The sequence below is a fragment of the Desulfovibrio cuneatus DSM 11391 genome (genome assembly GCF_000430005.1).
Taxonomy (GTDB): domain Bacteria; phylum Desulfobacterota; class Desulfovibrionia; order Desulfovibrionales; family Desulfovibrionaceae; genus Frigididesulfovibrio; species Frigididesulfovibrio cuneatus.
The window spans coordinates 93,503-117,902 of the sequence record NZ_AUCY01000013.1 but is presented as its reverse complement, the minus strand read 5'-3'; the positions used below and the strand labels follow the sequence as shown (position 1 = coordinate 117,902).

The 24,400-nt window shown below is 55.8% G+C and carries 18 protein-coding genes; 10 read left to right on the top strand and 8 right to left on the bottom strand.

Annotation, left to right across the window (positions count from 1 at the left end; all coding sequences use genetic code 11):
- Positions 1-240: hypothetical protein (locus G497_RS20430; RefSeq protein ID WP_211228736.1), on the top strand; the 240-nt coding region annotated here is incomplete at its 5' end.
- Between the two features lie 268 nt (positions 241-508).
- On the opposite strand, the gene G497_RS16510 is transcribed toward G497_RS20430, so the two are convergent.
- The 4 genes from G497_RS16510 to G497_RS0103270 form a co-directional block, all read right to left on the bottom strand.
- On the bottom strand, positions 509-1,003 hold the full coding sequence (locus tag G497_RS16510; RefSeq protein ID WP_245576337.1) for a DciA family protein: 495 nt from the start codon (positions 1,001-1,003) through the stop codon (positions 509-511).
- Between the two features lie 237 nt (positions 1,004-1,240).
- Positions 1,241-4,900 (bottom strand): PAS domain-containing hybrid sensor histidine kinase/response regulator, encoded by a 3,660-nt coding sequence (locus G497_RS18905; protein WP_051257788.1) that lies wholly within the window; start codon positions 4,898-4,900, stop codon positions 1,241-1,243.
- Positions 4,901-5,608: 708 nt separating this feature from the next.
- Positions 5,609-7,084 (bottom strand): CAP domain-containing protein, encoded by a 1,476-nt coding sequence (locus G497_RS18900; protein ID WP_169726963.1) that lies wholly within the window; start codon positions 7,082-7,084, stop codon positions 5,609-5,611.
- Between the two features lie 231 nt (positions 7,085-7,315).
- Positions 7,316-8,449, bottom strand: a complete 1,134-nt coding sequence (locus G497_RS0103270; protein ID WP_027187074.1) for a DUF362 domain-containing protein — start codon at positions 8,447-8,449, stop codon at positions 7,316-7,318.
- Positions 8,450-8,711: 262 nt separating this feature from the next.
- Here G497_RS0103270 and G497_RS0103265 point away from each other — a divergent pair, with 262 nt between their 5' ends.
- Positions 8,712-9,464, top strand: a complete 753-nt coding sequence (locus G497_RS0103265) for a tetratricopeptide repeat protein (protein WP_027187073.1) — start codon at positions 8,712-8,714, stop codon at positions 9,462-9,464.
- A gap of 171 nt (positions 9,465-9,635) precedes the next feature.
- Here G497_RS0103265 and G497_RS0103260 read toward each other — a convergent pair whose 3' ends face one another.
- Positions 9,636-10,292, bottom strand: a complete 657-nt coding sequence (locus G497_RS0103260; protein ID WP_027187072.1) for a potassium channel family protein — start codon at positions 10,290-10,292, stop codon at positions 9,636-9,638.
- Between the two features lie 112 nt (positions 10,293-10,404).
- Complete coding sequence (locus tag G497_RS0103255) at positions 10,405-11,784, bottom strand: TrkH family potassium uptake protein (RefSeq protein WP_027187071.1); 1,380 nt, start codon at positions 11,782-11,784, stop codon at positions 10,405-10,407.
- 420 nt (positions 11,785-12,204) lie between these two features.
- Here G497_RS0103255 and G497_RS0103245 point away from each other — a divergent pair, with 420 nt between their 5' ends.
- Together G497_RS0103245 and G497_RS0103240 are read left to right on the top strand one after the other, a co-directional pair.
- Positions 12,205-13,755, top strand: coding sequence for a leucyl aminopeptidase (locus tag G497_RS0103245; protein WP_027187070.1), 1,551 nt, complete (start codon positions 12,205-12,207; stop codon positions 13,753-13,755).
- 36 nt (positions 13,756-13,791) lie between these two features.
- The gene (locus G497_RS0103240; RefSeq protein WP_027187069.1) at positions 13,792-14,163 is read left to right on the top strand and encodes a hypothetical protein; all 372 of its coding nucleotides are present in this window, start codon (positions 13,792-13,794) and stop codon (positions 14,161-14,163) included.
- Between the two features lie 304 nt (positions 14,164-14,467).
- Here G497_RS0103240 and G497_RS0103230 read toward each other — a convergent pair whose 3' ends face one another.
- Together G497_RS0103230 and G497_RS0103220 are read right to left on the bottom strand one after the other, a co-directional pair.
- Positions 14,468-15,820 carry a TIGR03013 family XrtA/PEP-CTERM system glycosyltransferase gene (locus G497_RS0103230; protein WP_027187068.1) on the bottom strand — a complete coding sequence of 451 codons (1,353 nt, stop codon included), beginning with the start codon at positions 15,818-15,820 and terminating at the stop codon, positions 14,468-14,470.
- A gap of 447 nt (positions 15,821-16,267) precedes the next feature.
- Positions 16,268-17,401, bottom strand: a complete 1,134-nt coding sequence (locus tag G497_RS0103220; RefSeq protein ID WP_027187066.1) for a glycosyltransferase family 4 protein — start codon at positions 17,399-17,401, stop codon at positions 16,268-16,270.
- Between G497_RS0103220 and G497_RS20320 the strand changes: the two genes are divergently transcribed.
- The 6 genes from G497_RS20320 (at position 17,400) to G497_RS0103190 (ending at position 24,399) form a co-directional block, all read left to right on the top strand.
- Positions 17,400-17,603: a hypothetical protein gene (locus G497_RS20320; RefSeq protein ID WP_027187065.1), complete on the top strand. Its 204-nt coding sequence runs from the start codon at positions 17,400-17,402 to the stop codon at positions 17,601-17,603. The genes G497_RS0103220 and G497_RS20320 overlap by 2 nt on opposite strands.
- A gap of 58 nt (positions 17,604-17,661) precedes the next feature.
- The gene (locus tag G497_RS0103210; protein ID WP_169726962.1) at positions 17,662-19,773 is read left to right on the top strand and encodes a UvrD-helicase domain-containing protein; all 2,112 of its coding nucleotides are present in this window, start codon (positions 17,662-17,664) and stop codon (positions 19,771-19,773) included.
- A gap of 210 nt (positions 19,774-19,983) precedes the next feature.
- Positions 19,984-21,117 (top strand): hydrogenase formation protein HypD, encoded by a 1,134-nt coding sequence (gene hypD, locus G497_RS0103205; protein WP_027187063.1) that lies wholly within the window; start codon positions 19,984-19,986, stop codon positions 21,115-21,117.
- A gap of 271 nt (positions 21,118-21,388) precedes the next feature.
- Positions 21,389-22,408 carry a hydrogenase expression/formation protein HypE gene (gene hypE / locus G497_RS0103200; protein WP_027187062.1) on the top strand — a complete coding sequence of 340 codons (1,020 nt, stop codon included), beginning with the start codon at positions 21,389-21,391 and terminating at the stop codon, positions 22,406-22,408.
- Positions 22,409-22,643: 235 nt separating this feature from the next.
- A complete protein-coding gene (locus G497_RS0103195) occupies positions 22,644-23,462 on the top strand; it encodes an HD domain-containing protein (protein ID WP_051257786.1) in 819 nt (272 codons plus the stop codon).
- A complete protein-coding gene (locus G497_RS0103190) occupies positions 23,419-24,399 on the top strand; it encodes a D-alanine--D-alanine ligase family protein (protein ID WP_027187060.1) in 981 nt (326 codons plus the stop codon). Before G497_RS0103195 ends, G497_RS0103190 begins: the two co-directional genes overlap by 44 nt.
- Position 24,400: the final 1 nt, after the last annotated feature.

Below are 24,400 nucleotides of genomic sequence, written 5' to 3'. Positions count from 1 at the left end.
TCTTCACTTGTCAATGAACCCCACGGTCAACCGTGGTTCATGCCGCTCGTGTTTCTTGCGGCGAAGCGGGAATATGCACCCACTCGGCCTTGTTGTCAACATCTTTTTTTTAATTTCTTAAAAAACTTTTTCGACAACCTGCTGGAATCACTCCCGGCCCGCCACCCGTTTCCGTGCGGCGAAGGGGAGTTATGTCTCTTTTCACTCCCGGTGTCAATCACTTTTTTAAAAAAGTTTTAACACCCCGCCGGACCCCGTCCTGGCCCGCCACCTGCTTCCAAATGGCGAAGGGGGTTTATGCACCCTTTCCTACCCAGAGTCAACTGATTTTAACGAGAAAATCACTGTTTTTTTTCACTAAATCTGCGCCACCTACTGTGCGTAACGTGCCCGCACATATACATACTCCTCGTATGCTCCATTATGGGGAAATGGTGTACACACAAGGGGCCTCTGCCGCCTCAGCGCTACAGCCCGGCATTCCCCCTGCACCGCACGCTCCCCCCCCTTACTTCCCCCCATGGGAAGAAGGCGTGAAGGAGCGTACATACGCTTCATAATAATGAGAGAATGGCGATTCCGGGTCCAGTTTGCCCAGCAGGCCACCCAGCCGGGCAGGGGGGGCAATGGCATGGGCCGTGGGCACCACGCGCCGTTTTGGCCGCTGTTCAGTAAGCACCCGCCGCCCTTGCAGCAAGGTCACCTTCACGGCAGTGAAGTATTCACTATCCATAAAAGCATTGGCACGTTCAAGAATTTCATACGCTTGCAGGGTAAGCTCCTGCATGGCCATGTTATCTTCCGCGCCCACAAGCAAGGTCGTTTCCTTATGGCCCATGGGCCAGCCAAGGCTTGCAAGGTCTTCACCCATTATAAAGGGCCAGTTTTCCCACAGCGCATTCAGGTGCAGGCGTTCCTTGCCACCACGCGAAGTAACGAACCGTTCCAGCGCCTGCTGTACGGAGCGCATTTCTTTTACCCTTGGTGAATCCTGCTTTTTCATGATTTTCCTGTAACACAATATGCACATTAGCACAGGGCAGAGAATAACTTTTGTAGAATAGCTCTACGAGACTTCCCACTATGAAACGACTAATTACATAGTGCTTTGGAAACGCTAAGTTTTTCGTTTGGCAAGGCACGCGTTTTTTTATAAGCAGGAGTGGACTCTTCCGTCCTCGACTACTTATAAAAAAACGACGTAACGCTGCCAAACGGAATAAATCAGCGTTTCCATCAATTATTGCAAACCATTTTCCATCGGCTCCAGAAAACTGAGGGCCGTGCTAAAATCAAACACGGCCAAGGCCCGCCCGGCTTCTGCCACGGCAGAAGAGTTCACCCGGCGCAAATCAGCCTCCAGAGTTTGGAACAGGGCGCATGCATCGGCATCATCTTCACGCAGCAGGGCGTTCAGGCGGCGCAATTCCTGGGCAATATTGCCCAGTTCCACGATGTGCCCGGCCTTGCTGCTAGCTTGGGCAGCCTCTCCCACAGGGGGGATTTTGTCTACCTCTTGCCGTTCCTGGTTATGTTCATCTAACCAGGCATGTAAAGTGCGGTGCAATTGGTGAATATCCAGGGGCTTGGCAATGTGCCCGTTCATGCCCACGGCAAAGCATTTTTCCTGTTCTTCTGTTGTGGCATGGGCTGTCATGGCCACAATGGGTAAAGAGGTAAAGCGGGGATTTTCCCGCAGCACTGTGGTGGCCGTGTAGCCATCCATATCTGGCATCTGCAAATCCATAAACACCATATCATAGTATCCGTCTTCAGCAGACTCCAGCATACGCACCGCTTCGCGCCCTGTTTCCGCCACCTGGGCTTCAATACCCACATCGCGCAACAACTCCACCCCAATTTCTTGATTAATGCCATTGTCTTCCACCAGCAGCACGCGCACCCCATAAAAATAGGCACCACTTTTTGCGCTGATTATTTCCCCCTGGCCCGCACCTTCCATAAAGGGACGCAAAGCGTGGAAAAGCTGGGAAGAAAGAACTGGCTTTGGCACCAACGCATCAGGCAGGTGAATGCCGGGGCCAACGGCAGGGGCCACATAGCGCGGCCCAACCATGGCCACCACACGGGGGCAATTGCCAAGGCCCATGTTTTCACGCAGGTGGGCGATGTTCCCATTGGGGGCCGCATCCAGGTATGATTCCCCCAGCAGCAATACGCTACACGGAGCGTCTGTGGCATCGGCCTTGGCAATGCGGGCAAAGGCAAGCCCCATGTTTTCGCACCCGGCAGCCACGCACCCAAGGTCTTCCAACATGGCCACAAGCCGGGACCGCAGCACTTCGCTTGGCTCCACCACCAGCACAAACCCCCGCTGATTTTCTACTGCAAAGGCCACGGGCTGCACATCCTCTTCACTGTTCAGCCGGACCGGGCCTGAAAGAGTAACCACCGACCCCTTATTGGGCGTGCTTTCAAAGGTCAGCTCGCCCCCGGCTATGCTCACAATGTTTTTGGCAATAACCAGGCCAAGGCCTGTGCCGCCAAATTTGCGTGTGGTGGAAGTGTCGCCCTGGGTAAAAGGGGTAAACAGGGTGGCGAGCTGTTCTTCTGTCATGCCAATGCCTGTGTCTTCCACAGTAACGTGTAACCGCATGGTTTTGCTGGTTATTTGGCTTGCCCCGCAGTGTACAGCAACAAAGCCTGTTTCCGTAAACTTCACAGCATTGCCCACAAGGTTAGCAAGCACCTGCCTGAAGCGCCCTGCATCCCCCAAGATATTGCGCGGCGTACTGCTGGCAATGTGAATAAATACGGGCAAACTTTTGGTGTCTGCCTGTTCGGCCAGGGCAAGGGCCACCTGCTCAAAAACCGACTCCAGATTATACGGATTTTTATCCAGTACAATGCGCCCGGATTCCAGTTTGGAAAAATCGAGAATATCATTGATAATACTTAACAAAGCCAACCCGGCAGAGTTGATTTTGCGAATATGGTCGGCCTGCTTCGGGTCCAGAGAAGACTTTTGCAACAGGTAGGCCATGCCAATAATTGCATTGAGGGGGGTGCGAATTTCATGGCTCATATTGGCAATGAAATCGGTTTTGGCCCGGTTTGCGGCTTCCGCTTTCTGGGCCAGGGCTTCAGCCTGTTCCAGGGCCAGTTGCAGGGAAGTATTACTCTGCCCCAGCGCTTCCAGAGTTTCACTCAGCTTATGGGCGCTGAATTTTGCCTCTGTTATGTCCATACTGGTGCCGCGCATGCCTGCAATGCCCTCCCGCCCGTAGTAGATAGCACCTGAGGTAAGCAGCCATATGGGTGTACCGAACCTGGAGCGGATCTGGTGTTCCATACCCCGGAACGACCCCTGCACAATGCCTAGCTGGAACATTTCTCCCGTCAGGTTCCTTCCCTGTTCATCCAGGGCGTAATCTTCCCAGCGGGTGCCTTTGAATTCTTCCGGGGTATAGCCGGAAAGGGAGGCAATGCGTTCTGAAACGTGTTCCAGGTAGCCCTGGGCGTTCACTTCCCACACAACTTCCCCTGCTGCGCGAATAACGTCATCGTAGCGATGTTCAGAAGCAACCAGGGCCTCCTGCATGTACCTGCGCTGCATGGTGCCAGCCAGAAACATACCCACGGTACGCAGCACGGCCTTGTCGCCACGGCCCCAGTGCCACCTGGACGCACACACGCCAAAGCGCATAATCCCCCAGAATTCTTTATCTTGCATAACTGGCACCACCAGGGCTGCCCCCAGCCCGTGGGAATGCAGGGCTTCGCGCAGCTCTGGTGTGCTGCTTTCATCTACCACCACGGCCTTGCCCCTGACCAGGGCTTCAAAAAGTTCCGGGACGGCATCTTCATACGCCAGGGTTGACGTAAAACCATCCAACTGGTTGCCTTCATATTCTTCCCCGGCCCAAAAATAGACCCTGGTGGAAAGGGTTTTGCCCTCTGCCGTGGGGTGGTTGCGCCATACATCCACATAATCCACTCCGGCAGCAAAACCCAAGCACTGCAACACCCGAAAGGCAATGGAATCCATATCAGCAGTATCTGCAAACAGGTACTGGGTAGCGTCAATGGCAGCTTGCAGCAACCGTTCTTCCCGTTGCACCATAAGCGTTGCTGTATGCTGGGTAGTTATGTCGTGCCACACAGTAAGCATTCCACGCATTGTTCCCTGGTTGTCTACATCGGGTACGCACTGGCTGGCAAATACATGCAGTTCCTGCTCTGGGTCTGTAATTTCCAGGTTGAGTAAAAATGGCAAATTACCGGCAAAAGCTGCTGCACTCTCTGTTTCCATGTGGGCAAGAAGCGCCGGGGGCAGGTTACACTCTTTGGGGAGCCGCCCAAACAACTGGAGCAGGGTGCAGCCGCTCAACCGTTCAAACGAGGCTGTGCAACACAAAAAGCGGCCTTCCTTGTCCCGGTAGAAGCCCACTTCTGCACTGGCCTGTTCCAAATGGCGGCGCAGGCTTTCCCCCCCGGCAGTGGCTACTTCCTTTATATACACGTATCCTAGTGTACCTTGTGTACCCGGCAGGGTATGGAACAGGGTGGCAAACACCGACCTCTCCATCCGGCCATCCTCACAGCAGGCATGGAGCAGAAAAACGCATTGCCCGGCGGCACCCTGGGCGCCACCATTTTCCATGCACTGGCGCAAGTAGGCAGGCAACAAACCGCTGCTTGCCTCCAGCTTATCCAACGGAGCACCCTGGGCCACAGGGCCAAAGCTTTGGACAAAGGCCTCATTTACTCCATACACCAGCCCTGTTTCCAAAAATACAGCCAGCATTGGCACCGGCACGCTCATAATACTTTCATGGGCAACAGGGACAAGCGGCGTGCCCTGTGCGGCAATAGCCCGCCGGGGCAATGCCCAACAGGCCAAACAGGCAGCAATGGCAAATAGAATAGAGAGCATCATTGGGCTTCCTCACCAAAGGCTGGAGCAATTGTGGTTTGTAATTGCCCGTGCGTGCCCGGCAACAACATGCCAGGCAAATAGAGATAACACACAGGGCGCGGTGAACTTTTGCTTAAGGAACCGCTGATTCACTTACGGTCATCAGCTCCTTTCCCATACAGGCTAATAATACATTTGGCTCAAAAAGGCACAGAAAAATCGTCATCAATGTTTTCCTACCATACATCACACAAATACACGGAACAGCATACAGGGAAAAGGGGGTTTTGCACAAAAAATTTACGTAAATAATTTCAGGGCAAATTTTTCCGGCTGCCTGGCTGCAAAAAACAAAGCCCCGACAAAGGAAGCGGGGCTTTGTAATTGAGTCATTTCACAGGCAATTTCCCCAAGGCCCCACTCACTTACTAGCCCTTTGGAAACGCTGCATTGTTTCGTTTTGCAAGGGTGGGGTCACAGGCACTGTGCATGGGCTTTTCTTGAAGCAGGAGTGACAATTCCGCAGGAAAGCGGCATTGGGCACCGCCCACAGGGCGGGAGCCAAAGGCCCATGAAGGGTAGAGTCAACGCTGCTGTTCTGCTCCGTCGCCCTAAAGCCAACGGCAGTCGCGAGCGGAGCAAGCTGTGGAGCGAAGGCTAGGGGTGCGGGTCGCTTTGCTGCCCGCACATCCCCACAAAGCCTGAACGGAAAAGACAACGTTTCCAATGTTATTGGGCAGGCGCCGCCAACGTAAACACCCAAATGCCGCCGGGGGCAAAGCCAACCCCGGCCTCACGGTACTCTTTATTCAGAATATTCTTACATTGGTCTGTGTTTTTAATCCAATATTGAATGACACCGCTGGCAGGAGGCGAGGAAACAGCAATATTTTCACTTGCTTTTGCCCACACATACCCGGCCTGGGTAAGGCGGTGCCCAACCCCCTGCCCTTCAGGCGAGGTGCTGGAAAAATAACCGCGTGTGGACATATCCTGTGCATGCTGTTGCGCCGCAGCGGAAAGGGCGGCGTTCAACTTAAGCGGCCCAGCGGAATACGCCGTGCCCCCGCACATTTGCCCAAAGCTGCGCAGTTCATTCACTTCTGCAAACAGTTCTGCCGCTTCCGGGGCAAGGGTAGCTGCCAGGGGGTCGTTTGTGGTGGGGCCTTCTTTACTCACCGGGGCACCAGTTGCTCCCACCACCACCGGGGCCTGGGGGCTTGCGCCCTGGGCCTTGGGGGTTGGCTGCACGGGCTTGCCCTTGCTGGCTGCCCCGCCACGGTTCATCAAGTTTGTTGGTGCTTCCCCCACAAACCCCTCGCTGCTGTTTTTGTCCACCAGCATTCCCCCTTCTGCCAGGGGGCCAGAATCGTCGCCCACAATCACCACTGGCACCATTTTGCCGGTTTTGTCTTTCAACATAACCTGTTCCCCAGGGCCTTTATACGCCGGGGCTTTGCCCTGGCCCATGGCGGCATTACCCGCCGGGGCAACAGGAGAAAGGGGAGCAACACCTGCCTGCGGGGCGGGCTGGTTGGTGGGTTCCAGCGGAGTTACCCCTGCCTGCGGGGCAGGCTGGTACACCTGGGCCGGGGGCGCTGCGGGCGGAATATCATCAAGGGGCACAATGCCGGGGCGGGGCACAGCCGGCTTGGATGGGGGGGGAGGAGGCGGAGGCACCAGCGGTTCACCTGAAGGAGCAAAAGCCCCACCCGGTTGCCCGCCCACGCCACCAACAGGAGGAGTGGCCACAGGCAACGGCCCGCCTGTAAGCACAGGTTCACGCGCCGCCATCAACACCGTCCAGGTGCCCCCAAGGCTGAAGGCCCCTACATACACAAGCCGCGAATCCATGAGGGCATTGCACTGCTCGCCTGCCATCTGGCGTAGGGCCCCCTGGGCATTGCCACCGGAAACCGTTGTGCGGGAAATAAGTTCTTCCGGGGCAACGCCCCGTGCGGTGCGCACAGCCTCAAAGGGGAGGCCTGCCTCCACACTTTCCCGAGCCAGGGTACGCAGGGCGTCGGAAGGAATAAGGTGAGGCAATTTTTCCGGCTGGCCCCCCGGGCAAGGAATACCGCGCTGGCGCTGCATTTCCATAAGATAATACAGCACAGTGTATTCTTCTGCCATAGCAGCCATGGCAGGCAGGGGCAGCCCCACCAGCAATAGCAGCCCTGCAAGCAGGCACCCGGCCATTCTCATGAAAGGGGCCCGCAATGGCTGCCCCAATCCATTCCTTTTGGCCAACAGTGGCACAGGCATGCTACTTTTTTGCACGCTTTTTGATGAAATCAAGATAAAAGCCTGCTTCCCAACCATTTCTTCACTCCTCAGGGTATTTCTGCCCAGGCGCGCCCACGCGCACACCCTGGCAACCCTGTTCCCAAAACCTGCACGCACGTTTTGGCCGTTATGTATGCTTTGTTTCATATGCTATAAGGCAACCAGTTCATACACCCTGGAACCAAGCCCAATATGCTCGGCATAGGCAAGCTGCACTTCACCCGTGGTATAAGACCACGCACCCTTGAATTTGTCTTCGCCCGCGGCATGGTTTGTTTTTAAGTGGGAAGAACAAAATCCTTCCTGCTTGTTCACAAGGTCGAAACACGCCATGTCCAGGGCCACCGGGTCGGAAGAGGCAAGAATGCCAATGTCCGGCACAAGGGGTGCATCACTCCAGGCAACGCAGTCGCAGTCTGGGGTAATGTTCATGAGAAAAGTTATATAGCCCACTTTTCCCGGCTTTTCCACTACTGCACCATAGGCATATTCTGCCATGCGTTCGCAAAACGGGCCCAGTTCTGTTTTCCAGTCAATGCCCACGGCTTTGGGTTCACACACCGTCAGGCACTCGCCACAGCCCACGCACGTATCTTTATTGATGGTGGCTGCTTTTTTGCCTTCCGCTGTTTTTGTCCGGGTAATGGCCTTTTCCGGGCAATTGGCCATGCACAGCCCACAAGCAATGCACAAGCTCTGGTCCACAGTAAAGCGCGAAGCATGCTGCTCGCACTTCCCGCGTGAAGGGCAGCAACCCATGGCAAGGTTTTTCACCGCGCCACCAAAGCCTGCCATTTCATGCCCTTTGAAGTGCGAAAGCACAATCATATTGTGGGCAGCGGCTATGCCTTCCGCAATTTTTACCGAAGCAAAATGTTTTTTATCAATGGGCACGTCACTAAAGCTGCCACCACGCAGGCCGTCTGCAATAAGCATGGGGGCGTTCACCGTGGCAAAGCCAAAGCCATGTTCCAGGGCAGTGGTAAGGTGGTCCACAGCGTTGTGGCGGCTCCCACTATACAGGGTGTTGGTATCGGTTAAAAACGGTTTGCCCCCGGCTGCCCGCACACATTCCACCACCGTGCGCACAAACACAGGGTTTATAAACGTGTCTTTGCCGCGTTCACCAAAGTGCAGTTTAATGGCAGTAAGTGCGCCATGGTCGAACATGGCCCCAAACCCGGCGGCCTGCCACAGCCGTTCTATCTTCTTGCATTTACTTTCTTTGGCTGCGCGAGCCCTGAAATCTGCAAAGTATACTTGTGCAGGGGGAGTCTTTGTCATATAGGCATCCTTAATGGAACAGAGGGCTATTCCCATTTCCCCAAAAAAACGGCTAGAATCCTGGTTGCACCCAGGAAATCAGCGAGGGGCGGATGGTTCACGGTTGCATGTACCCCTACTTTTTGGCAAAAAGAAAACACCTTCTTGCCTGGCGGTACCATGACCACGGAACCCCGTTCTTGTCCTTCCAGTTTACCTTGTTCTTACCACCAAGTAAAGTCGGGCCCCAAAACAGCCCCCGCCCTACGGCCAGGAAACCAACATGCGCTTACGAACAATTGCAACAGGCCTTACAGCCGCTTTATGTATTTGCCTTGCGGTGTGGTTTGGCCTAACCCGCAAGCAAGCGCATTCTTCACTGCAAGAAGCACAATATCGCTTTTTACGTGCAGCCTATGTGCTGCAACACATTGAACCAAACGCCGCTACAGAGAAGCTGGAGTTCCCCCCTGCTGTGGCCCGCGACGACACTGTAAACGGCCTTTTACACCACACCGATAAAGTTTTTGTGCTGCAAGACCTTGCCCAGGAACTGGAAGCCTGCACCACCACCAGCCCAGAGGCTTCCCTTTTTGCGGCCTATGCCCGCCTTGCCCTTGGGCAACAGGTGGAAGCTGCCCGCTTGCTTAACGATTATGTGGCAGATGCCCCGTACAACCCAAAGCACTACGCTTTGCTGTGTGAGGCGTTATACAATGCAGGGGACTACGCATTGCTGTATGTAACCTGCCTGGAATGGGCGGAACGGGCTGAAGACTGCAGAAAAGACAGAGCCCTGTTTTTATGGCGGGCGCTGATGCACCTTGAAAGGCCGGAAGAAGCAGCGCAAATGGCCTTGCAGGCCAGCCCCTGCCTTGGCAGTGAAGCGCAGGTGTATGCCGCGCGGGCTTTTTTACAAGCAGGGAAAGAGGCACAGGCGCTAGAGTTGGTAGAGGGAGCCGCCAAGGCGGCCCCGGCGGAGAGGGATAAGATTTTTTTGCTGTGGGATAGGTTGCAGCTTTCGTCGGTATTTTAGGAAACGCTGATTTATTCCGTTTTGCGGCGTGCCGCCACGAAAACTTGTATTTTTTTGTTTTGTTTGCTGCTCCGCTAGGTGTAGAAACACAACTTTTTTTCGTTTGGCAAGGCGCGAGGTTTTATGCGGCGCAAGCGCCGCACAAGCTCCTGCAATTCCGCTCTTGCACCCCTAAGACACAATTCCCTTAATGGAATCATGCTTCCCCACCACCACAAGCGTATCTCCCGCAGAGAACCGTGTGGTAGGTGCCGGAACAAAGGTGTATTCAGCATCGTGCACACCCTTCACCGCCACCACCATCACGCCATAGCGGTTCCTCAAATCCAACTCCATCAAGCTTTGGCCTGCCCAGCTCCCCACGGTAAGTTCTTGCAGCATAATGCCGCCGCCCAGGGGCAAAAAGTCCAGCATACCGGGGTGGGTAAGGCGCAATGCGGTTTGAATAGCCACATCCACTTCAGGCTGAATTACCTGCTGCACGCCTATGCGCCGCAGCACCTTCTGGTGTTCCGGGCTAATGGCTTTGGCAATAATATGCCGCACCCCAAGGTCCAGCAGGTTCATTACGGTGAGAATGGACGCTTCCATGGAGTTGCCAGTGCTCACTGCCACAGCGTTAAAATCCTGAATACGCAATTGCTCCAGCAGTTGCTTGTCTGTGGCATCCCCCACATACACCTTGGAGAGCATGTCCTGCGCAATACGAATGCGCTGCTCGCTGGTATCTACCCCCACCACATAGTGGCCTTGCTCCACCAGGGAGGCACCAAGATTCAAGCCAAATTTGCCAAGACCAATAACAGCTACTTCCAGCTTTTTCTTCATAGTTCATTGCTCCTTCTGGCGCATTGCCTGTGCCAGGAAAAATAACGAATGGGGCAAAGCATTCCTCATAGTTCTTGCTGCACCATTTGACCCATTGCATTCGTTAATTGCCTTACCCAATGGGCATATCACTTTGGGGCAGGCGGTATTTGGGTTCATGCTGAAACTGCTGCACAGTACTAATCAGCCAAATGGGGCCAATACGTCCAATAAACATGACACAGCAAATAATCAGCTTGCCCGCTTCCGAAAGCAGGGGGGTTACGTTCAACGAAAGCCCCACAGTGCCAAATGCGGAAAATACTTCAAACAGCAGGTCGAATACCCGTACTTTGCCTTCACCATAAGGTGCCCCGCTGTTTTCTGTAAAGGCCAGGGCTGCCAGGGCAATAATAAAGGTAATAGCAGTGTATGAAAGCAGCACCATGGTGTTGTTAATGGTACGCGGCTCCAGGGCCCGGCCTTGCACCACCACCTGGCTGCGCCCAAGCACACTGGCCCGGATAAACCCGAGCAGGGCACGAAACGTGGTGGTTTTAATACCACCAGCACAGGACCCCGGCGAACCGCCAATGTACATGAGCAGCATAATAAGCAGCAGGGAAGTATCGGAATAGCGCACCAGGTCAATGGTGGCAAAGCCCGCAGTGCGTGAACTGACAGAATGGAACAGGGCGGTTAACCCAAGGGAAGAGCCAGGGGTGCTTGCCCAGGTGGGGTTGGCCAACTCGGCAAAGTAAATACCAGCCGTTCCAAATACAATCAGCGCAATGCTGGTCATTATAACAAGGCGAGCATGGTAACTAAGTTTTTTCTGCAGCGCCTCAGGGGATCGTTTCCGCAAAACATGGGTGCGCATCCAGCCCCAGGCCTGGCGCAACACTTCGTCCAGTACAAAAAAACCCAGGCCCCCCAGCACAATGAGTGACATAATAATACTGTTGGCGCCTGCCACACCTTCCCAGCGCAGCAGGCTGTCTGGCCACAGCACAAAGCCTGCGTTACAAAAGGCAGAAACCGCCAGAAAGGCCGCATGGAACGGGTCAAGCCCACCGCGGTACAAAATGTACAACATAACCGCGCCAGCACCTTCCACCAGCAGCACAATGGTGACCACGCGCTGCAAAAAACGGCCCAGGTGGAACGAGGTGTCCAGCAGCAAGGCTTCACCCACCAGCTTGTTGGAAAGGGAAATGCGCCGGCTGAACAGGTAAAAAATAAGGGTGGAATAGGTGGTTATGCCAAGCCCCCCAAGCTGAATAAGCACCAGCATAACCGTGTGCCCTGTACGGTTGAACACAGCGGAAGGGTCCACCGAGGCAAGCCCCGTTACGCACACCGCAGAAGTGGAAATAAACAACGCGTCCACAAAAGGAACCGGGTCACCACTGGCACACCAGGAAGAAGCCAAAAGCATAGCTCCTAGCAAAATGGCCCCGGCAAACCCCGCCACTGGTAATATAAGCGGAGATGTCAGCCGCTTTATCTTCATACAACCTCTCTTGTAAAACAACAGCAACACTACCCCTTGCTTGAACGCACTGCATTCCTTGCACAAGCCGTGTTGCAGTTCCCACAATGGAATAATCACCTGCTGCCTTTTGGCATTCTCCCAAAAGCAGGTATTGAAACGCATAAACCCTGCCGGACAACTTGCATCACCACACATTCTGTCTTACATAAGGAAACAGCCCATGCACCAATTACGCATGTTCCTTTATGGCGGGCTGGCAAAAGCCCCGCCACAACCGTTTCGTGCGGCGGGAAAAAAGCAAAACCCTGAAAATACTCAGATATTTTGTGAAGGCTGTGTTTTTTGGCAAAACGAAACACATTGCCCCCAACTTCTGTAGCTCATACGCCGCTCATACTGAATACGCAAGTGCCTTGATAGGGCAAGAGGAAGGACCTAATGGATATCCGTTTTCAAAACACTTCTGGCGGGGAATGGCGTGCTGCCTGCACCCTTGTTTTTCTTCCTGAAAATTCTACGCTGGAAGCATGTTCCCCTGCGCTTTTGAACCAGGCCCCCTGGCTGGGCATTAGCCCTGCTCTGCAAGACGTGAAGGGCAAAAAAAATGAACAGACCACCTTGTATGGGCACCCGGACCTGGCCCTGCCCAAGGTACTGGCCTGCGGCCTTGGCCCGGAAAAAAAGCTTACCATGCAGGCGTTTCGCCTTGCTGTAGCCGCTGCGGCCCAAACCTGCCGCAAAAAAGGGTATGAAACCCTGGCCATTCCAGCGGAAAACGCCGCCTTTGTGGCAACCCTGCTGGGAACCACACGTATTGCCGTGTTGAAAGAAGCGGTTACTGCGGCCCTGCTGGGGCTTTACCGCAGCACTGCCTTTAAAAGCGCCCCCAAGGCAGACGCCCCGGAAGAGAAAGACCCCCGCACCCTTTCCATTCTGTTTACTGAAAAAGAAACCCCCGACGCCGACCACCGCGCCGTACGCGAAGGGGAAGCAGAAGCAGCCGGGGTGCTGTTTGCCCGCGACCTTTCCAACGCCCCTGCCAACGCCCTGACCCCTGCCGATTTGGCCGAAAAAGCCACCTGCCTGGCAAAACGCCATGGCTTTACCTGCACCGTGCTGGACGAAGAAGAAATGCAGCGCCTGGGTATGGGGGCCTTGTGGGCTGTGGGGCGCGGTTCTGCCCTGCCACCACGCTTTATTGTGCTGGAACACTGCCCCAAAGGCAAAGAAAACGATGCTCCCATTGTGCTGGTGGGCAAGGGCATTACCTTTGACACAGGCGGCATTTCCTTGAAGCCTTCTGCCAACATGCATGAAATGAAAGGCGACATGGGCGGCGCTGGTGCGGTGCTGGGCTTTTTTGAAGCACTTGGGCAAATGCCTGCCTCAGAAGAACTGCCCCGCGTTATTGGCCTTGTGCCCACTGCGGAAAACATGCCCAGCGGCCACGCCACCCGGCCCGGCGACATTGTTACCACCCTTTCCGGCAAAACGGTGGAAATTCTTAATACCGACGCAGAAGGCCGCCTTATTTTGTGCGACGCCTTAACCTATGCCCAGCAACAGTGGAAGCCCAAAGCCCTGATTAACGCCGCCACACTTACCGGGGCCTGCGTTATTGCCCTGGGCGACCTTGGCACTGCCGTTTTCACCAAAGAAGGCAAGCTGCGCGGCGCCATTCTGGACGCAGCAGAACAGACAGGCGACCTTGTGTGGCCCCTGCCCCTGTGGGAAGAATATGACCCAAACCTGGACAGCGACATTGCCGACATTGCCAACATTGGCCCACGTGAAGGCGGCGCACTGCATGCGGCCCTGTTCCTGCAACGGTTTATTGAAGAAGGCACCCGCTGGGCCCACCTGGATATTGCCGGGCCAGGCTATGTGGTGAAGAAAACAGCTCTGCACCCGGTGCCCGGCGGCACGGGTATGGGGGTGAGGCTCTTCTGCCAGCTCATCCGCACCCTTTCCAAAGCGGTATTTGCTTAGTTACTCATTCAAACAACACGAAAAGGGGATTACACAATGCAAAAAAAACATCTGACCACACTGGCCCTTGCTGCCCTGCTGCTTTGCGCCTTCACCCAAAGCCAGGCCATTGCCAAAAACCACGACGACGATAAAGACGACAAGGCCACCAAAATTACCCTGCACGGCACTGTGGACAACGTGAATGCAGCAGAAAACACAGTGACCATTGTAGACAAGCAAGGGACCAAGCATGAACTGCGCGTGACAAAAAGTAGCGATATTGAAATTGATCGCGGAGAAAATCAGGATGACGTGGACGCCACCCTTGCTGAGGTTAAACAAGGGGACAGGGTGAAAGTGAAGGCCATGAAGGCCAATAAAGGCAAGAAGAAAATGCGCTTGAAGGAAATGGATATTTACCGGTAATTTGTTGATAAGTGATATAAAAACGCCTTGGCATGTGTATGCCAGGGCGTTTTTTTTGTGATGAGGGGAAATGCGTTATTCTGTGCGGCGTGCCGTGGCGTCAGTTTTTTAAGACTTGGTCATGCAGAAGATTTTACGGCGTGCCGCCGCACACCACTACGTACTGCTAACTCTATGGAAATGCTCAGTTTTTCGTGTAGCAAGGCACAAAATACAATTACGGGAGGGGTGGGCTTTTTGGCCCTGCCCTCCCGTAATTGTATTGCAGCAACGCCGCCAAACGGAAAAAAACTGCGCGTTTCCTTTATCTGGCCCCTTTAGGGAACAGTACCACCCCGATAGTCTTCAAAATAATTTTGGCTTCCAGCAGCAGCGACAAATTTTTAATATAATACAAATCATACTCCAGTTTATAGCGGGAATCTTCCAAAGAAGCGCCGTAGGGGTAACACACCTGTGCCCAGCCTGTTATGCCGGGTTTTACGGTATGGCGCACCTGGTAATACGGCAGTTTTGCTTCCAGTTCATGCACAAAGTCCGGGCGTTCCGGGCGCGGCCCCACCACACTCATTTCGCCTTTCAGCACGTTAATAAGCTGGGGCAGTTCATCAATTCTTGTTTTCCGAATAAACTTGCCAATGCGGGTTACGCGGGCGTCATTTTTACTGGCCCACACAGCCCCGCCTTTTTCGGCGTCCTGGCACATGGAGCGAATTTTATATACCGTAAATTCCTTACCCAGAAAACCCGTGCGCCGCTGGGTGTACACCACTGCCCCAGGCGATTCAAGCCGCACCAGCAGCATAACCACCGCCACCAGCGGGGCCGTGAGCACCAGCAGGAACAAGGCAAAAGCCACGTCAAAGGCCCGCTTTAAGCGCAGCAACGAGTTGTTGGCATTCACGTTAAAGCCATCAGCCAGCAGCAGCCACTGGTCTTCAATAAGGTCTATGGGCAGGCGGGAGGCAAGGCGCTCATACAACAGGCGCATGTCTGCCACACGCAGGCCGCGCAGCTTGGCAGCCAGCAGGGCTTCTGCCACAGGCTCATCAAGGTAGTAGCTGTCCAGCACCAGCACGGTGGTGGCTTTGTGGGCGCGGGCAATGTCAATAATTTTATCAGCCGGGCCAAGGCAGGGGCCAGCAGCGGCAGCTTCTGCCCCCGGTTCACCAGTATAGCCCAGAATAATGGCATCTGGCTTGTGTTCTGTCAGAATGCGGCGGGCGCGTTCCGCCATGCCTGCACCAATTAGAATAACACGCTCTTCATGGCGCTTGAAGCGGTGGCGCAGCATAAAAAACAGCAAACGCCAACCAAGGCACAACCCCAGGGTAATGCCCATTTGCACCACAAACATAAACCGGGGAAAGCGCCAGTTTTCAAACGTGTAGAACAAAAAGCCCGTGCCAATAATGCCAATACACACGGCCACCACAACGCGGATAACCGTGTCTTTAAACTCTTCACGCCCCACGGCGTAACAGTCCAGCATGTAAAAGCTCAGGAAAAAGATGACTACCGTAAAGGTGGAAGCCCCGGTGTAGTCTGAAAAAATATCCAGGTTAGGGGGCAGCATGTAGTGCGAACTCACCCCAAAGGCAATGAGAATGCAAATAATGTCCACTATCCGGAAAAAAACGCGCATCTGGCTTGTCACAGTGTCCTCGTTTGTTCAACGTACCTAAGGAAACGCTGATTTATTCCGTTTGGCGGCGTTGCCTCACTTTTTTTGAAACAGTCGAGGACGGAAGAGTCCACTCCTGCTTCAAAAAAAGCTTGCGCCTTGCCAAACGAAATAACTGAGCGTTTCCCCAATGCCATTTAATTAGTGTTTCTCTAACTTGTTTTGTGGTTATCAAACATTGGGGGACGCTGTCCCCCATCCCCCTGCAAGGGGAATGATTGACTCGGCCCGTCCTGGGCCTCGGCCTTCGGCTCCCGCACTGCGAGCGGCTCCCAATTGTGCTTCCTGCACAATTGTCCCCTTGACCCCCATTTTCGTTCATGTTCCCGCTTTGCGGGAGCATGAACGAAAATGGGTTCCAAGGGCATCATGCCCTTGGCGGAGGGGGTTGGGGAGGCAGAGCCTCCCCAAGAGATTCTACTACAGGCCCATATCATCTATAATTCCACGGGCAACTAATACGGCATCCAGTTCGCTTTCGGCCAGTTGCCTGCTTTGGCTACCGAAGCGGGCAGCCAGTTGCGGCTCCATAATAAACTGTTCCATGGCGTTGGCAAGGGCTGCGGCATCTTTTACCGGAACAAGGAAGCCGTTCACCCCTTCCTTAACCACCTCGCGTGAGCCGGGGGCATTGGCAGCAATAAGCCCGCGCCCGGTGGCCATGGCCTCCATCAGGGAGCAAGGCACCCCTTCCCGCCAGGAAGGCAGCACCACTACTGTGGCCTTAGCAAGGTAGGGCCGCACGTCTTGCGTGCTGCCAAGGTATTCTATGCTGCCTTCAGCCGCCCAGGCTTGCACTTCCTGCAAGGGAATGCTGCCCCGGCCATGCTCCGCCGGGCCAAGAATGCATACTTTGGCTTCAGGGTGCTTGGCCCACACTAGTTTTGCCGCTTCATGCAGTTCGTGCAGGCCCTTTGCTTCCAAAAGACGCCCCACAAATAAAAATACGGGGGGACCTTCTGGGAGTGGGGCTGGGGTAAAGCGGGCAAGGTCTACCCCGGTGCCCCGGCACATGCGCACAGCAATACTTTTGGGAATAATATGATGTTCGGCAAACAGCGTTCTGTCGTCATTATTCTGAAAGAAAACGGTGTTGGCGCAGCAAAACGCCCCCCGGTAGAGCAGGCAGGCCACCCACATGAGCAGCTTTTTTACCGGAGAATCTGCCTCAAACATGTAACCAAGCCCGGTTATCATGAGGTGGCGGTGCTTTTTGGCAGGCACCCCGGCCAAAAATGCGGCAAACGAACCATAAATGACGGGCTTGATGGTGGAGGCAAACAGCACGTCTGGCCGCTCGCGCTTGAACAGGCGGCGCAAAAAAAACAGGGTTTTCATGTCGCGCAGGGGGTTTAAGCCTTTGCGGTCTAGCGGGTAGCGTACAAGGCGTACCCCCAGGTTTACAAGCTTGGCTTCCCAGTCCTGCTCTTCCGGCTGTTCCGGGGTGGGCACAAGGCACAAAATTTCATGGCCCTGGCTGATGAGTTCCTGAATAAGCACAGACCAAAAATTGCTTATGGCCCTGGCCTGGTTCCCCAATATGGCTATTTTCATGTGGCGTTCACTGTGGTTACAGGAAAATTTAGGTGGAATTGCTCATAATGACGTGTTCACAAATCAACGTCAAGAAGTGGAAACGCGTTTCCCTCATATTGGCAGCAAAACAGCCCCCACGGCGTTTGTCATATGGCCTTGTTTGCGTTATGAAGAACTTGTGGGAAGTTTCTCCATACTTCCCTTTACTGACAGCAAGTAAATTTCTTTTTCCAAAATCTGTACTATGCAGCATTTCCCTAAGGCTTATGAGGCGTTTTGTGACTAAAGGCACCCCCACCCAACCACCGCAGCACGAACAAGCTCGCCAGTTACAACTGGGGGGGGCTGCCACTGCGGCCATACCCACCCGTGCCCCTGCCGGAATCAGCGCGGGTGCGCCGGAATGCCCCATGCCTGAGGGCAGCATTACTCTTTCCCCCCAGCAGTGCCAGGCCGCCCATGCCGGGCCAAAGCCGCTGTTTGTGCGCGGGGCCACGGGCACAGGTAAAACCACATTGGTGGCGGAACGCGCCCTGCACCTGTTGGATGAAGGCATTGCCCCCGGCGAAATTCTTATTATTACCCCCAGCCGCCACGGCGCTTCCCGTGTAGAAGCACGCATGGCAGGCCGCCAGCCAGGGCCATTGCCCAGGGCAGATTCGTTATACGCCCTGGCCCTGGAACAATGGCACCGCACCAATAAAGAACTGCCTGTGCTGCTGTGCGCCAGGGAGGCTTACCGCCTGTTCGTGTGGCAAAATGCCGAAAAATCTGCCCCTGCCCTTGCGGAGGCCTGGGGGCTTTTGCAGCAGGCCCGCACCGGGGCGACCCCAGTACCGGAACACATTGCCCCCCTTGCTGCCCGCTACGATGCCCACAAAAGTGCCTGGAATTTGGTGGATGAAGCCGACCTGCTGCATTTTTGGCATAACCTGCTGGAAACTGCCCCCGCCGCCCATGGCTGGAGCCAGGTGCTGGTGGACGACGCCCAACGCTTTACCCCTCTTGAACTGGGCATGATTGTGGCCCTTGCCCATCCTTCCGGCGAAGGGTTTTTTGCCGTGGCAGACCCCACCCAGCCGCCTTCTTGCATTCCCGGTTATTTTCCGGGGCACATGCCTGCCAACGATTCTGCCCAGTGCCAATACACGGCGGCATGTTCCCACCCAACGCCGGAAGAATTTTTGCACGCCGTGTGGCCCCATATGGAAAGCCAAACCCTTACCTGCAATTACCGCTCCTTGCCCCGCGTGGTTCGCCTTGTGGGGGCAGTGCTGCAAGGTGAGGAAAGTACGGGGCAAGCGAAGGGGGCAGAACAGAAAGAGGACAAGGCCCAAAGCAGTGAAGGAACACAGCGCATTATGGCGGTGTGGGAAGCCACGGAAGCTGGGAAAGAGCCAGAAACGGGCAACCCGGTATATGAAGGGGCCAATGCCTTGCTCCCCATGTATTCCGGGCGGGAAGGTACAGGCCTTGCCCACCTTTTGGCAACCCCTTCCGAAGAGTTGGAACTGGGGTGGATAGCCGAACAGCTTGAACACATGCTGGTGCCCCTGGCAGAGCGTGCTTCCATTACCAGCAAAGGCAAAACAGCCCTGGCAAAGTACCTGCGCCCAGGGGCCTATGCCCAGGCCGATGTGGCTATTCTTGTGCGCAGGCCGGAACTGGCCCAGCGGGTGCAGCAGGCCCTTGCCCACCACCTTGGGGACAAGCTGGCGGTGTTCCGGCCCGATTCTGCCTGCTTTTGGCATGATGCACGGGTCACCCGCATTGTGCACCTTGCCGGGGGTATGCTTGGCCTTGCCCCCCTGGAAGGCAGCAGAGATGACACCCCAAACCTGGACCTGCCAGAAAAAATTTTGGTGAAAGGCCCCCTGGCCCTTGCCGCCTATTTTGCCGAGGTGCCCCCCTTTGATGCGGCCTTCTGGCGCAGCCAGCCCTTCCGCATGTTGGTAAAAGCCTTTGATGCCTGCGGCGACTGGGCCGGGGTGTTCACCTTTATTGCCCTGCAAACAGAAAATGCCCCGCCCCTGCTGCATAAGGCCGGGGTGCCCCTGCTTACCTATGAAGAAGCCAGGGGCAGGCATTTTGGCGTGGTGTTCCTGCCGGGGCTGGAAGATGGCTTTGTGCCCTATGCAGGGGACATTCTTTCCGGCAAGCGCAGTAAAAAAAGTACGTTTGATGTGGATGCAGAACGCCGCCTGTTTGCCGCTGCCATTGCCTGCGCCCGCGACGCTGCCGTGCTGAGCTGGGCCACCCGCCGGCCCGGCCTGGGCGGCCTTAAGCTAAAAGTTTCCCGCTTTCTTTCCAGCCTGCCCAAAGGGGAGCTGACCTCCTCCGCCATGGTGGCCCAAACCACCCGCACCACAGAGCAGCTGACGTTGTTGTAATAAGAAGAGTATTGTTCAGCGAATTTATGGGGGACGCTGTCCCCCATACCCCCTGCAAGGGACGTGACGCCCCTTGACCCCCATATTTGCGTTTGCTTTCCCGCAAGGCGGAAAAGCAAACGCTGATAGGGGTTCCAAGGGCATCATGCCCTTGGCGGTGGGGTTTGGGGAGGCAGAGCCTCACCAATAAATGCCATTAAGGAGCATCCTGTGCCTCAAGCTTCTTTTTCATCCAAAGAGTTTGCCGACCCTGAGCTGTGCAAGGGCCTGCTGCGTACCTTGCGGGACGAGCTGGACGGGCCGTTGCGTTTTATGGAGGTGTGCGGCAGCCACACGGTGGCTATTTTCCGCAGTGGCCTGCGTAGCCTGCTGCCTGAAGGGATAACCCACCTTTCCGGGCCGGGGTGCCCTGTGTGCGTAACGCACGACAGTGAAATTGCTGCATTTTTGGCCCTGGCGGAAAAAGACAACGTGACCATTGCCACCTTTGGCGACCTTATGCGCGTGCCCGGCCCAAAGGGCATGAGCCTGAAACAGGCCAAGGCCCAGGGGGCGCGGGTACAGGTGGTGTATTCCCCGCTGGATGCGTTGGCCCTTGCCCGGCAAGAACCTGAACGGCATGTGGTGTTTTTGGGGGTGGGGTTTGAAACCACGGCCCCGGGGGTGGCTGCCACCATTCAGACAGCCGCTGCCCAGAAGCTGGAAAATTTTTCCGTGCTGTGCTGCCACAAGCTTGTGCCCCCTGCCCTGGAGGCGTTATTACAAACCAGCGCTGCCAGCCAGCAGGAAGTGGGGGCCGCCAGCCAGGGCGGCATTGATGCCTTTTTGCTGCCGGGGCACGTTTCCACCATTCTAGGGGTGCAGCCCTATGCCTTTATTGCCCAGCAGTACCACACCCCGGCTGTGGTGGCCGGGTTCGACCCGGCAGACATTCTGCAAGCGTTGCTGCTGCTGGTGCGTATGCGCAAGCAAGGCAAGGCCGAAGTGCTGAACCAATATAGCCGGGCAGTACAAGACAATGGCAACCCACGGGCCAGGGCAGTAATGGACGCAGTGTTCAGCACAGTGGATGCCCCGTGGCGCGGCATTGGCCTGCTGCCGGGCAGCGGCCTTGCCATTCGGCCAGAGTACGCCGCCTTTGATGCCATGCAACGCTTTAGCCTGACCCTTGCCCCCACGCCAGAACCCAAAGGGTGCAAGTGCGGGGCCGTGTTGCAAGGGCTGCTTACCCCGCCCCAATGCCCCCTGTTCGGCAAGGCCTGCACCCCGGCAAACCCCGTGGGGCCGTGCATGGTCTCCACGGAGGGGAGTTGTGCGGCGTATTTTGCGTACGGTAATCTTTAAGGGAAACGCTGATTTTTCCGTTTGGCGGCGTTACTCGCTTTTTTTGAAGCGGGGCAGGGCCGAAGAGCCCAGCACCCACTTCCAAAAAAACTCGTGCCTTGCCAAACGAAAAACTGAGCGTTTCCAACGCGAATACGCTCCAGATACCGATATAGGTACAATCCCTTACCGATACATTTACGGTAACTTTATGTAACAAGAATTTCAGTGGCTCCTCTCCCTATTTTATTAAGAGGGCTCTGATTAAACGGCGTTTCCTTAAAGGAATTTTATGTCTGACAACTACATCCTTCTCGATTACGGCAGCGGCGGCAAGTCGGCCCAGCGTCTTGTAAGCCAGGTGTTTGTGCGTCATTTTGCCAACCCTGTGCTGGAAACGCTAGACGACGCCGCCCTGCTGCACATGAACGGCCCTATTGCCATGAGTACTGATGGCTATACCGTGGACCCCATTGAGTTTCCCGGTGGCGACATTGGCTGCCTTGCCGTCAATGGCACGGTGAACGATGTGGCCATGCTGGGCGCTGTGCCCAAGTACCTGAGCTGCGGCTTTATTATTGAGGAAGGCCTGCCCATGGACGTGCTGGAGCGTATTGTGGCCTCCATGGGCAACGCTGCCAAAAAAGCCGGGGTGCTTATTGTCACGGGCGACACCAAAGTGGTGCCCAAGGGCGCGGCAGACAAGCTGTTCATCACCACCACGGGCATTGGCGAGGTGCAGCGCACCCCAGCCCCTTCAGGCCACAATGCAAAACCCGGCGACGCGGTGCTGCTTTCCGGCAGCATGGGGGACCATGGGCTGACCATTATGGCCCTGCGTGAAGGCCTGCCCCTGGAAATGGAAACCCGCAGCGACTGCGCCCCCCTGAACCATATGGTGGCGGCGCTCATGCAGGCCATACCCCAGGTGCACACCCTGCGCGACCCTACCCGCGGCGGCCTTGCCACCACCTTGAACGAAATAGCAGGGCAGTCTGGCGTGGCCATTGAGGTGGAAGAAAGCCAGGTGCCCGTGAACCCTGGTGTGGCGGCCGGGTGCGCGGTGCTGGGGCTGGACCCCTTGTACCTTGCCAATGAAGGCAAACTTATTTGCATTGTGCCACAGGAGTTTGCCGAGCAAGCTCTGGCTACCATGCGCTCCTTCCCGGAAGGGGCAGGGGCTGTGCAGGTGGGCACGGTGCTGGAACCTGGAAAGGGCTTGCAGCAAGGCCAGGTGGCCCTGCGCACCCCCATGGGGGGCAGGCGGCTACTAGGCATGTTAGAGGGTGAGCAGCTTCCCCGCATCTGTTAACCGCTCGGGCTGCGTTGAGATGAACAGCCAGCATAGCTGTCTGTTCCCTCCGCCCTCGCTCCACGGCTCGCTACGCTCGCGACTGCCGTCGGCTTTAGGGTAAGGTTATGGCGTAGGACTATATTGGGCAACACTACGGCTTAGGGACATTCCAAGCCCTTGCGAGTGAGTGGAGGCACCGTAGGTACACCCACGCCCAAAACCAAACACAAACAAAGGTTTAAGGGAATACAGTATGGCAACACACAATGCGCAGCAGCAGGGGCAGTCGCCGGGGGCAGGCTTGCCATATATCCCGTCATCCCAGCTTCCGCGGCTCTCGTCTGTTCCGCTGGAAGTATTCAGCCCTGCCCGGCACCTGGAAGAAGGGTGGGACCCGGCAGCCAGCAAAGGCCTGGGCCAAGAAGGCGAAGTGGTGAACTATGGCACCATGTTGCCCCTTGCCTTTGCTGCCAAGCAGGCCAAAGGGGTGTTTCTGGTCCCGCGTGAAGAAGACTGCCACGCCCTGTGGGACAAGTACCACATGCTGGACAATATTCGCGAGCACAGCACCGGGGTGGCGCAGGTGGCGGCAGGCATGGCAGAACTGGTGCAGGAACGGGGCGTGCAGGTTAGCCGGGAAATGGCAGTTGCCGCCGGTCTGCTACATGACCTTGCCAAAACCTACACTATACGGCACAAGGGAAATCATGCCCAGCTCGGGGCAGGCTGGGTAATGCAGGAAACGCGCAACCCCTTGCTGGCCCATGCTGTGCTGCACCATGTGCACTGGCCGTGGGAAAAAAAGCTGGAAGCCCTGGTGAACGACGACACCCATTTTGTAACCATGGCTATTATTTATGCCGATAAACGCGTTATGCACCACCAGTTTGTGAGTATTGAAGACCGCTACGCAGACCTTTTGGAGCGCTACGGCATCACGGAACAGATTCGCAAAAACATTATGGCATCCCTTGCCCAGGGAAAATACATTGAACAGGCGTTTTCACGCCGTTTTGGAGTGCAACTCGATGAATATACTCTTGATTCAGGGCGGCTGGTCCACAGAGCGTGATGTTTCCCTTTCCGGTGCCAAAGTGGTACGCGCTGCCATGGAACGCTTGGGCCACACCGTGCAAACGTATGATCCGGCGGAATCGTTGGCGCACCTGCCCGATGCAGTACAGGGGAAGGATTTTGCCTACATTGCCCTGCATGGCTGCCCTGGTGAAGACGGCATTATTCAGGCCATGCTGGAACGCCTTGGCGTGCCCTACCAGGGCGCAGGCCCGGCAGGTTCGTTAACAGCTATCGACAAGCACGCCTCCAAGGCGCTGTATGCTGCCGCCGGGCTCCCCACAGCGCCCAGTGTGCTGCTGCACACCCTGCCTGCCGCAGGCTGGGTGCCGCCCTTTGCTTTCCCGGTGTTTGTTAAATCCAACACGGGCGGTTCCAGCCTGAACATGGCCTATGTTGCCACCGCGCAAGAACTGCGCCCGGCCTTGGAGCGCCTGTTCGCCATTGGTGGCACCTATATTATGGAACCTGCCATGCAAGGGGTGGAAGTCACCTGTGGCATTCTGGGCACGTTGGAACTGGACGCTGCCGGAACAATGCAGGAAATGCCCAAAGCCTTGCCCCCCATTCTTATCAAAGCAAAAAGCGGGGCGGGATTTTTCGACTATCAAAGCAAATACGCCCAAGGCGGGGCGGAAGAAATTTGCCCGGCCCCCATTGGGGAAGAATTGACCCAAAAGGTTATGGATTTGGCATTGCAGGCCCACAAGGCCCTGGGCTTGTGCGGCTACAGCCGGACCGACTTTATTCTGACCCAGGAACACGGCCCCATGATTTTGGAAACCAACACCCTGCCCGGCATGACAGCCACCAGCCTGTTGCCGCAGGAAGCCGCCGCCGTGGGCCTTTCCTTTGATAGCCTCATTGAACGCCTGCTGGCCCTTGGCTTGGCGAGCAGGGGGAAAGGTAAGGCCACAGGCCGGGGGAACAACTAGC